At 66.2% G+C, this 11,477-nt stretch carries 6 protein-coding genes; 4 read left to right on the top strand and 2 right to left on the bottom strand.

The window, feature by feature from the left end:
- Positions 1-18: 18 nt before the first annotated feature.
- Positions 19-5,016: a hypothetical protein gene (locus RUU78_RS16170; protein ID WP_313918400.1), complete on the bottom strand. Its 4,998-nt coding sequence runs from the start codon at positions 5,014-5,016 to the stop codon at positions 19-21.
- Positions 5,017-5,649: 633 nt separating this feature from the next.
- Between RUU78_RS16170 and RUU78_RS16175 the strand changes: the two genes are divergently transcribed.
- Positions 5,650-6,111: a TerB family tellurite resistance protein gene (locus RUU78_RS16175; RefSeq protein ID WP_313918402.1), complete on the top strand. Its 462-nt coding sequence runs from the start codon at positions 5,650-5,652 to the stop codon at positions 6,109-6,111.
- A 159-nt stretch (positions 6,112-6,270) separates the two neighbouring features.
- Here RUU78_RS16175 and orn read toward each other — a convergent pair whose 3' ends face one another.
- Positions 6,271-6,849 carry an oligoribonuclease gene (gene orn, locus RUU78_RS16180; RefSeq protein WP_313918404.1) on the bottom strand — a complete coding sequence of 193 codons (579 nt, stop codon included), beginning with the start codon at positions 6,847-6,849 and terminating at the stop codon, positions 6,271-6,273.
- Positions 6,850-6,974: 125 nt separating this feature from the next.
- On the opposite strand from orn, the gene RUU78_RS16185 reads away from it, so the two are divergent.
- From RUU78_RS16185 to imuA, 3 genes are all read left to right on the top strand, one after another.
- On the top strand, positions 6,975-9,554 hold the full coding sequence (locus tag RUU78_RS16185) for an EAL domain-containing protein (protein ID WP_313918405.1): 2,580 nt from the start codon (positions 6,975-6,977) through the stop codon (positions 9,552-9,554).
- A gap of 117 nt (positions 9,555-9,671) precedes the next feature.
- Positions 9,672-10,298: a transcriptional repressor LexA gene (gene lexA, locus RUU78_RS16190; RefSeq protein ID WP_313918407.1), complete on the top strand. Its 627-nt coding sequence runs from the start codon at positions 9,672-9,674 to the stop codon at positions 10,296-10,298.
- Positions 10,299-10,301: 3 nt separating this feature from the next.
- Positions 10,302-10,925 carry a translesion DNA synthesis-associated protein ImuA gene (gene imuA, locus RUU78_RS16195; RefSeq protein WP_313918409.1) on the top strand — a complete coding sequence of 208 codons (624 nt, stop codon included), beginning with the start codon at positions 10,302-10,304 and terminating at the stop codon, positions 10,923-10,925.
- The last annotated feature ends 552 nt before the right edge of the window (positions 10,926-11,477 follow it).

Genomic DNA, 11,477 nt, shown 5'->3' on the forward strand with positions numbered 1-11,477 from the left:
GTTACTGCGGTCTACTGATCAGTTACCGCTTGGCACGAGGCTGACCCAGGGCACGTTCTGCTGCAGCGCCGGGCGCAGGCCGGCGAGGCGGCCGCGATCCGTGCGGTTGCCGCTGATCTGGGACGCGGTCGCGTCGGCCACGCGCAGATAGCCGTCGCTCGCCTCGGCGCTGGCGGACTGCCAGGCGAACTCGATCGGCCCGCGGGTCGGATCGACCGCTGTCCAGACGCTGCGTTCGCTGAGGCCACCCGCATCGCGCAGCACGCTGCGCAGCATGACCTGGCCGTTGAAGCGGGCCAGTTCCAGCGCGAACAGCTCGGCACCGCGATCGCTGACGCCGGTGGCGATCACGACCGGTTCGAGGCCCAGACCCGAGAGCAGCTGTGGATCGACGCGCAGGCGGCCGGCCACGAAGCCATTCGCGTTGCCGACGCCGTCCGGCACGATCGTGACCGGCGCGGTCTCGAAGCCGTTCTTGAAGATCACGATGATGTCTTCGGGCGTGTCTGTCGCGGTGTTGTTCGCCGTGTTCGGATCACCGGCCGAGGTCACCGTGACGGTGTTGGTGATGACGTCGTCACCACTGCCCGGCAGTACCGTCGCCGAGTAGACATAGGCGACCTGGCTGTTGCTCGGCAGAGTCGCCGTGTCGTTGAGCGTGTTGCCGCTGCCCGACGCACAGCTCGCGCCACCGAACGGTATGCAGACCCAGCTGCCGCCGCCCAGTTCGCTCGGCAATGCATCGCTGACGGTTGCCGTCGCGGACAGCGGGCTGCCCGAGTTGGTCACCGTGATGATGTAGTTCAGCGAATCGCCGACGCGGACGAACTGGCGGTTGTCGGTGATCGCGACGGCCACATCCGCCAGCGGCACGATCGTGTCGGTATCGGTCGCGCTGTCGTTGGACGGATCGGTGTCGCGGTTGCCGGTGCCTACGGCGATCGTTGCCGTATTGGACAGCGAACCGGGCGCTCCTGGCGACACCGTGCAGGCCGCGGTATAGGTCAGCGTGCCGCCGGACTGCAGCGTGCCGGAGTCGGCGATGTTGCCGCTGCCGCTCGCTGCGCAGGTGCCGCTGCTGGCAGTACAGGTCCAGGTGCAACCGGTCAGCGCCGCCGGGAAGGTATCGCTCACCGTCGTCGCCGCGGCATTCGGGCCAGCGTTGCTCGCGACGATGGTGTACGTCGTCGGGTTGCCCGGATTGACCGTTGTCACGCCGTTGGTCTTGGTGATGCCGACATTGACCAGACGCACCAGCGTGTCGGTATCGGTCGCCGTGTTGTTGGCCGGCGTGGTGTCGATGAAGCCGGCCGGCAACGCGACGCTCGCCGTGTTGGCGACCGTGGTGTCCGTGCTCACCGTGGCGACCGTGCACTGCTGCGTATAGGTGACCGAGGTGCCGACCGGCAGGCTCGGCGCATCGGCGATGACGCCGGTACCCGAGGGCGCGCCACACGTGGCCGCACCGCTGACGGCGCAGGTCCATGCGCCGCAGGTCAGCGCGCCGCTCGGCGTCTCGCTGACGCTGGCCGCGTTGACGTCGTTCGTGCCGGCATTGGAGACGACGATGGTGTAGGTCAGCGTCTCGCCGGTGTCGACTTCGGTCTCGCCGTCGGTCTTGGTGATAGTCAGGTCAGCCGCGGTGCCGCCGCCAGATTCGGCCAGGCTGAAATAGTTGAATTGGGTGACCGCGCTGACCAGCGCCGTATTCAGCGTCGTGTCCAGGGTGCCGCCAAGATCGGTGAAGGTCGTCGGCGGTACCGGCGTGCCGTTGTAGACGCGCAGATTCGCCTCGGTCGCCGTGCCAGGCACGTCGGCGTCGAGATAGCTGAAGGTCAGGTCCGCCGTCGTGGCGGCCGGTGCGGCAATTCGCCAGTGGCGCGTGATCGCCTTGTCCGCCGGCGCGAAGTTCGGCATCGGTCCGGCCACGGCCGTCGCCTCGAACACGAGCGGGAACGTGCCGGCCGTGACGTTGGCCAGGACCGGCGAATAGCCGAACGCGTTGCCGACCTCGAACGTGCGCGAAACAGCAGCCGACAGCGTCTTGGCAAGTACGCCTTCGACAAAGCCACTCGTGCGCGTCACGGTGCCGGTGCCGCCGACGGTGATCTTGTTCGCGCCGGTGATGACGCGGCCGTTGGTCAACGCCAGCGTAGCGCCAACCGTGAGATCACCGCCCGCGACGGTCAGCGAATGCGTGATGTTGTCGTCGTCGTAGCTCAGATTGTTGAGCGCGCGCGCCGGGTTGACTTCCGGACCGACCACCTTCGAATTGACGGTGCGCAGGTAAGAGATGTTCTGCACACCCGTGCCGAGATTGAACGCCGGCGCCACATCGAAGGTGCCGCCGCCGGTCGGCGTCGTGGTGTTGCCGATCTGCACGGCGACCGTCGAGGCGCCCGTGCCCAGCGTCAGCTTGTTGGCATTGACGAAACTGCCGCTGAAAATGATCACGCGGTTGACCACGATCTGGCTCACGGCCGGGTCGAAGGTGAAGTTCAGGTCGTTTTGCAGCTCGAGGCTGGTCATTGGCGACGTCACCAAACCGGTACCCTGGTAGGTGATGTTGGTGCCTACCCGGAAGGTGATGAAGCGCGCGCTGGCGCCGATGTGCGTCAGCGTGCCGTTGTTGACGATGCTGGTGCCGTTGAACAGGAACACCTGGTTACCGAAGGTGAGCGTGCCGCCGGTGCCGATGGTGATGTTGCGCGTGACGTTGTTGAACACCGCCGCCGTGCCGAAGACGGCGGTATGGGCGGCCGAAGTGGTGTTGAGCACCAGGTCAGGCACGACGCCGACGATGGAGAAGTTCTTGATCGCGCCGGAACTGGCGTTGCCAAGAGTCAGCGTGCCGCCGGTCACCTGTGGCGCACCGACCGCGCCGGCCTGATGGCGGTAGTCGCGCGGACCGCTGGCGGCCGTGTTGGCCAGCTGCACCGTGATGCTGCCACCGGACATGTTGACGTTGGACGCCGCGCCGTTACCCATGTCGAACGAAGCGAGCGTGGTGGACGTGTTGCCCGCCGTGGCCACCGTGATGGTGCCGCCGGTCTGGGTGTAGAGCAGCGTCGCGCCGGCGGCGCTGACGCCGAAACGGCCGGCTGCGTTGATGGTGCCGCCTTCGATGGTCACGTTGGCGCCGGTGGCGAAGCCCAACGAATTGCCGGTTGCGGTGCCGATGTTGTAGACGCCCTGGCTGACGCGGAAACGACCCGAGCAGGTCGGCGAACCGTTCTGCGCCGCGACGGTGGCGTTCGGGTTGTTGAGCCAGAAACCTGCCGTCGTGCCGATGCTGTAGGCCGCCGCCGGGAACACGCGATTGGTCAGGGGGAACGTACCCGACAGTTTGAACGTGCCGTTGGTCAGCGTGAGGAAGCCCGCCACATCGGTGCTGACGCCCTGCACCGTGAAGGTCGGCGTGGCGAGTTCCAGCGTGTTGGCGTTGCTGGTGCCCTTGTTGAGCGTGAGCGTGCGGATGTCGGTCGTGGCGCCGGTGCCGCCGAAGGTGTTGTTGGTGGCGCCTACGAAGGTGATGCCGGCCGCCGCCGTATTGCCATTGGTGCTGAAGTCCAGCGTGCCGTTGTTGGTCAGGTCGCTACCGACGCTGAGCACATGGGTCGTGACGGCACCGGTGGCCGGCGTGTCGAACGTGCCGTTGTTGGTGACGAAGGTATCGACGGTCAGGGTGCGCGCAGTCACGGAGTCCCAGGTCAGCGTCGCGGTCGCATCGATCGTCAGGCCGAAGGCGACAGCCGCCGTGTCGATGATGACGGTGGCACCCGACACGATGGTCACGTTGTCGCCACTGGTCGGCACGTTGCCGCCGGCCCAGGTGGCCGGATTGCTCCAGTTGCCGCCCGCGCCGGTTGAGACGATGTTGCCCGGTACGCCGGTCGCCTGGCTGCCATCCAGCGGCGTGCTGACACTGCCTTCACTGAACGCCACGACGCGCCAGAAATAGTTGGTGGACTGGGAAAGGCCGCCCGCGACAAAGCTGGTTGCGTTCTGTGGCGCAGTGCCGACCGAGGTGTAGGCGATGCCGTCGGGCGAGCGGAAGATCTGGTAGCTCACTTCATTGGGTGAATCGATCCAGTTCAAGGTCATCGAGACCGGACCGACAGCCGTGAACGTGAGGCTGGTCGGCGCGATCGCCGCCGGCGGCGTGAAGCTCATGGTGCGGCGCGAACCGTCCGCGGCCGAGGTCAGCACTGTGATCGGGCCAGCGGCGTTGTACAGGTTATTGGTCGGCGTGGCCGATGCACCGTTGAAGGTCGGCGTGCCGGCCAGCGGGGCCGCCACCGAGCCTACGGTACCGGCCGTATTGCTGGACGAGAAGCCGATCTGGGGATCATTCGAGTTGCCATCACCTGCACCGGCCGTGCTCTGCGTCATGCTGCCGTAGACGAATTCGATCGCGCCGGTCGTTTCGGACAACTGCACCTGATAGGTCAGGTCGGCCGTACCGCCCGCATTGAAGTTCGCCTGGTTGTTGAGCCATTCCACGATCAGCTTTCGGGTCGGCGCACTGCCCTCGAGGCGGTAATGAACCTTGCCGTCGCCGATATGCGTGCGCTGGTCCGCGCCATAGGCCGTGATGATGGCGGGAGCCAGCTGGGCCAGCGGCTGGTAGGGCGTACTGGCCTGTGCGGCTCCGCCGAGGCGCAACACGCCGTTGTCGTTGATCGAGAACTGCGTGAACGACACGCCCTGGAAAATGAATTCGAAGCCGATGGGCGTCAGCGGCGAAGCCGTGTCATCGGTATTGGGGGCCAGGAGCTGGGTGGTCCCCGTGCTCATGTCCGCCAGCGAACCGGTGGTGGTGGTCGCAAACACGTAGTTGCTGGCCACTTCAGGAACAAATCCCGGCAATGCGGCAGGCTCGGTTTCTCGTACGGCGCCCTTGATCGCGTCGGAGCGCACGGCCTCGACGCCGACCGCGTCTGCGGCCTGTACTGAAACCACCTGCACCGCCAGGGCGAACGCCAGGCCGGCCAGCAGTGAAATCCTCTTGATCATGAAAATCCCCACATATCCATCGATCATCACCAATCCGCTGCAGCAGGCGGCCGCGTTGCGCCGACTGCCGTGCGGAACCCCAATGCAACAAATGCTTAAATATTTACAAAAAGATCATGCGCATCCACCCGGTCAGAATGGACCGGCACGATACAAGGCCTGTCGCGATCGGTCGCGAACAGCGGCGCGGCGCGATGCGCGCAGCAACCCGAAGTGGCTGCAGCGAGAGCAAGAAAGTCGTGGTCGTCGCGATTCGCGCAGACGGTCCGGCGCAAGCACCCGAGAATTTCGGATGCCACATTCACGATGCGATCCCCCCTTAGAGCCGCAATCCGAACGATGACGAAAACTGGAGCGTTGCCGCGGAGCCATTGCGGACTGGGCGTACAACGCATTCCCCCCGGCCGCCACGCCCTGCCATGGTTCGTGCGGCGACGCATTCGTAGCACATCACCTGCAGGTGCGCCAGCCACACATCGTGAAGATCGCACGAGCGGCGTCGGGCAGGCGCAAGCTGAATAGGAAAATCGGGGTTTACCCTCTTTTCAGCCGCCCGCGTCTGGCGCAGCATGCGCGACAGCCTGCACGGACGCTGACGTGCGTGCGCGCCTATCCCCTTCACGGAGAGCAACCATGGCACATGGAGAAAACCCGGCCCTGGGCAGTCGTTTCGGTGCCATGCTGCGCGATCTCGGCGCATCGATCGGCGAACTGCTCGGCGGCGGCAAGCTCGAACCCGAGCAGAATGTATCGCTGGAGATCGCGTTCGGATTGCTGGGCTATCTGGCCGGCGTCGACAGTATCGTCACCTCGCACGAGGCCGAGTTCGTCAATCAGCTGATGGACGATCTGCAACTCCCCGCGCGCGCCCGCGACCTTGCCCAGCAGGCGTTCGCACGCGGACGCAAGCGCGAGATCGACGTCGACGCAGATGTCGATCGCTTCCTGCAGATGCACCCCCCGGGCAGTGCCAATGCCCGCCGCCTGCACGACGCGCTATACCGCCTGGCCGCGGCCGACGGCCGTCTGCAGCCGCGCGAGAAGACTTTCCTCGACGCGATCACGACCAAGCTCGGCTTCGGCGAAGACCAATAGGGAGTTCTGTGTGTTGCCAAGCAGCAATCTTCGATCTGCGTTGTTCATGCCGCTGCAATAGCCGCCCCTTGATTCAAGGGGGCTCCAAAGCGACATGGGCTGATCACGAAGTGCTCGCGCGTCACTGATGCGCGGCAGCGGCAGTGAGCCCGCCCATATCTACGCGGACGAGCTTCCGCCTGTCGTCCCGGCCAGGCGCCCCATGAACTGGCGGTAATAGCGCAGCTCGGCGACCGAATCGCGCGCATCGGACAACGCCGTGTGGGCGGAGTCCTTGACCATGCCGCGGCTGATCTCCGGTGCCCAGCGCCGCGCCAGCTCCTTGAGTGTGGAAACATCCAGATTGCGATAATGGAAAAACCGCTCGAGCCGCGGCGCGAGCCGGTGCAGGAAGCGCCGGTCCTGGCAGATCGAGTTGCCGCACATTGGCGACTTGCCGGGCGGCACCCAGCGCGCGAGGAAGTCGACGGTCAGCGCTTCGGCGACACCGAGCTCGACACTGGACTCGACCACGCGCTGCCACAGGCCCGACTTGCGGTGCTGGTTGCGGTTCCAGTCGTCCATCGCCTCCAGTCGCTCGACCGGATGGCGTATCGCGAACTCGGGCCCTTCGGCCAGCAGGTTGAGTTCGCGATCGGTGACCAGCGTGGCGATTTCCAGGATGGAATCGCTGTCGGGATCCAACCCGGTCATTTCCAGGTCGATCCAGATCAGATTGTCCTCGTGCGGATTGGCCATCGCCCTCTCCCTGGCTGAACTGCAGAATCCGCCGATAGTAGTACCAGGAGCCGCTGGCGGCCAATTTGCAGCCCCCTGCCATGGCGTATAACCTGGGACATCCCCAGGGGAACAGGGGCGGGGAAATGGATCGGGTATTGCTGCTGGAAGCCTCGGCGACGCGTCGGCGGGCCGTTCGCTCGCTGCTGGCGCCGAGAGGCTATGACATCACCGAAGCGAACGATTACGCCCAGGCCCTGGAGGTGTTGCGCCGCCAGGGCGAAACGGTCAGCGCGCTGCGCGGGATCGTGCTGGGCTGGCCGGAATTCGCCGACAAGCTGGCCGACGAGCTGTTCACACTGCTGCGGCGCGAGGAGTTCGAGCATCTGGCCGTGCTGCTGCTGGCCGACAGCAGCGACGCGGGTGCCGTCAACTGGATGATGAAGCGGCCCAGCACGGCACTGCTGCTGTGGTCGGACTACAGCGAATGCGCCGACGCGCTTACCAAGCTGCTCGCGCCCGCGGCGCAATCACAGAACCTGGACCTGGGCGGCCAGTCGCACCTGCGCATCCTCTTCGTCGACGACTCGGCCACCGTGCGCATGGCTTTCCGCCGCCTGCTCATGAAGCAGGGCTACGTGGTGGAAACCGCCGATGACGTGGAAGACGGCTGGGCCAAGGCCCAGGCCACCACCTTCGACATCGCCATCGTCGACTACTTCATGCCGGGCGATCCGGGTCCAGTGCTGGTACGCCGCCTCAAGGACGATCCGCGCACCGCCGGCGTGCTCACCGCCGTGATCACCGGCACCTATTCCGATCGCGTGATCAACGAATCGCTGGCCGCCGGTGCGCTGGAATGCCTGTTCAAGAGCGAAGCGCGCGAACTGTTCCTGGCCCGCCTCGGTTCGCTCGCGCGCGCCGTGCAGGACCGCCAGTCGGTCGATGCGGAACGGCGCCGGCTGCAGAGCATCCTGTCCTCGGTCGGCGACGGCGTCTACGGCGTCGACGCGCGCGGCACGATCCAGTTCGTCAATCCGGCCGCGCTCGACATGCTCGGCTACGACCGCACGGAAGAGCTGATCGGCCGCAGCGCACATGAACTTTTCCACTATGCGTTCGAGGACGGCACGCCGACGACGACCGCGAGCTGTTTCCTGTCGCAGGCCTATGCCCAAGGCAGCCAGGTGCCCGGCTGGCAGTCGGTGTTCTGGACCCGCGGCCGGCCGATGCCGGTGGAATGCACGGTCTACCCGCTGAACCTGGACGGTCATCGCGAAGGTTCGGTGGTCGCCTTCCGCGACATCTCCTCGCGCCGCATGCTCGAGGAGGAACTGCGCTGGCAGGCCAGCCACGATGCACTGACCAAGCTCAAGAACCGCGCCTGGTTCGAAACCCAGCTGGAGCAGGAAGTCGCGCGGCTCAAGCGCACCGACCAGGTGTCGATCCTGCTGTTCATGGATCTCGACCGCTTCAAGTACATCAACGACACGGCCGGACATACCGCAGGCGACCAGCTGCTGGTGGAAATGAGCCGGCGCCTGTCCGCGCGCCTGCGCGGCTCGGACCATCTCGCCCGCATGGGCGGCGACGAATACGCGGTGATCCTGCGCAACATCAGCGTCGATCGCGCCAACGCGATCGCCGACGACTTCCGCCGCGCTATCGTCGGTTCGCCCTTCGTCTATGGCGGCAAGAGCTATCGCGTCGGGGTCAGCATCGGCGTGGCCGTGCTCGACCAGGACACGCCCTCGCGCACCGAGGCCATGGCCAACGCCGACATCGCCTTGCACCTGGCCAAGAGCCACGGTCGCAACCAGGTGCACGTCTTCGCCGAGGATGCGGAACAGCGCACGCTGATGGACCTGGAACTGGGCTGGAGCGCGCGCCTGGAAGAAGCGCTGCGCCTGGACCAGTTCGTGCTGTGCTTCCAGCCGATACTGCCGCTGCGCCAGATCGACTGCGACAGCCTGCCCGAACAGCACGGCGCGCTGTGGACGCGCCACCTGCGCCGCAACCAGCAGCAGCGCGTGTTCTACGAGGCGCTGATCCGCCTGCGCAATCCCGACGGCAGCCTGGTCGCCCCTTCCGCGTTCCTGCCCGCCGCCGAACGCTTCAGCCTGATCGGCGAAATCGATCGCTGGGTGATACGCAATGCGCTCAAGGCGCTGCGCGAGACGGCCCCGTACGAGCCGCCGGTTGGCATCTCGATCAACCTCTCGGCACAGTCGATCGGCCAACCCGAAATGGCGCGCTTCATCACCGATCGCCTCGTCGAATACAACATCGATCCGCGCGCGGTCGCCTTCGAGATCACCGAGACCGGCGCGCTCAACAACCTCGATGCGGCACGCAACCTGATCACCGAACTGCGCGGCTTCGGCTGCCGCTTCGCGCTGGACGATTTCGGCGTCGGCTTCTCCTCGTTCACGCACCTGAAGCATCTCGACGTGGACATGCTCAAGATCGACGGATCCTTCACCCAGGGCCTGCTGACCGATCCGGTCGACCTGGCCGTGATCACCGCGATCACGAGCATCGCCCACTCGATCGGCAAGATCACCGTCGCCGAATACGTGGACCGGCCGGAAATCCTGCGGGCGCTGCGCAACTGCGGCGTGGACTATGCGCAGGGTTTCTATGTCGGCAGGCCCAAGGCGGGACTGCGCGCCGCCGGCGGCCAGCTCGAGATCGTCGCCGGCAACGACGCGTCGGCGACGGGCTGAGGCGTCGCGTCGCCAGGGCGCGCGGAAGCGCCATCTGCCCGCCCGGCAAGCAGGGACACAGCGCGGTTGCTCGAGGGACACTTGCGCTCCACCGGGCAGATACGTACATTCGTACGTATGCACTCCGACAACACCCTGACCGCCAACCAGCAACGCGTACTCGACTACATCACGGAGTACGTGGCCGAGCATTCCCAGGCACCGAGCCTGCGTGAAATCGCCGAGGCCCTGAGCCTGCGCAGCCACAGTTCCGCGCAGGACTACGTCGAATCGCTGGTGCGCAAGGGCGCGCTGGAACGCCTGCCGCAGCATCGTGGCCTGCGCCTGGCACGACGCGCCGAATCCAACCGTCCCGTCCTGCGCGAGCTGCCGCTGGTCGGCCGTGTCGCGGCCGGCTCTCCCATTCTTTCCGACGCCAACATCGAAGCGCGCTACGCGATCGATGCGGCCCTGTTCCGTCCGCGCGCAGACTTCCTGCTGCGCGTCGTCGGCCTGTCCATGCGCGATGCCGGCATCCTCGACGGCGACCTCATCGCCGTGCACCGCACGCCGGACGCGGACGACGGACGCATCGTCGTCGCACGGCTCGATGACGAGATCACGGTCAAGCGCCTGCGCCGCGAGCGTGGTCGCCTGCTGCTGCTGTCGGAAAACCCGGATTTCGCGCCGATCGAGGTCGATTCGCGGCGCACGGACACCTTCGCGATCGAAGGCCTTTATGTCGGTGTGATTCGTCAGGGGTAATCCATGTCAGCGGTCGGCTTGAATGAAGTCTTGCGGCATCCGGGCGTATGGCGCCGCTCCTCCGCGTCGGCGCCGGTGCTGCGCACCCAGGCAACCGGCTGCGCGGAACTCGACAGCCTGCTGCCCGGCGGCGGCTGGCCGCTGGGGGCGCTGTCGGAAATCCTGTTCACGCAGGATGGCCTCGGCGAGCTCAGTCTGCTGATGCCGGCCCTGGCCGCGCTGACGCGGCAGCGGCGCCGTATCGTCTTCGTCGCGCCGCCCTACATCCCGTATGCGCCGGCGCTCCAGGCCCAGGGCGTGGACCTGAGTCTCGTCACGCAGATCCAGGCCGACGACGGCGACAGCAACTGGAGCACCGAGCAGTGCCTGCGCTCCGGCGGCTGCGGCGCAGTGCTGTGCTGGCTGCTCAAGTCCGACTATGCGCAGTTGCGCCGGCTGCAGTTGGCGGCCGAAACCGGCGGGTCGCTGGGCTTCGTGTTCCGCCCTGCCGCAGCGGCCCACAACCCCAGCCCGTCGGGCCTGCGCCTGCTCGTCGACAGCGACAACGAAACCACGCATATCGAGGTGCTCAAGTGCCGCGGCGGGCTGGATACCCGGCGCGACACGCGGTTGCGATGGAACAGCTAGTCGGCAGGGCTGGCCGATGAATGGCCCAGGGATGGCTCGGGCGCTTCGCCACGTCGGGTAGCGCCCGGAGTCCTCGCGGCAGAGCGGATGGAAAGCCGGTCCCATGCGGCCGCATACGCCAGGCACCGCGGCTTGCGGGTACTCCGGACTATCAAGCCGTGGAAGCTGGCCCGACGAATTCCGGGACTTTTGCGAGGGACGCCTCGCTTCGATTTGCAGCCCTTCGCGTGCACCACGGCAGCCGCTGGCAGTCGGCAACCGTGGTGCGCGCGGAGTGAGCGCTGGGCCGGATGTACCGGCATCACAGCACTGGCATCCGCTTCCGGACAACGATGCCGGATCGCATGGACGCTGCGATGCATCGGAATCGGCGTTGCTATCGGGCTACACACGGCACTCACAGGTTCGTGCACGGGCGCCAAATCTGCTGCACTCGCGGCACGTCGCGCACCGCTGGCGATCGGCACTGATGAAAACAAGTAAAAACGCACACCTTTGCGTCGTGCGATTGCCGCGATCGCTGCACGCGACGCAGGCGGTTCAACGTCGTCG

Origin of the sequence: Tahibacter sp., from assembly GCF_032229445.1 — a bacterium.
In the GTDB taxonomy this organism is placed as follows: domain Bacteria; phylum Pseudomonadota; class Gammaproteobacteria; order Xanthomonadales; family Rhodanobacteraceae; genus Tahibacter.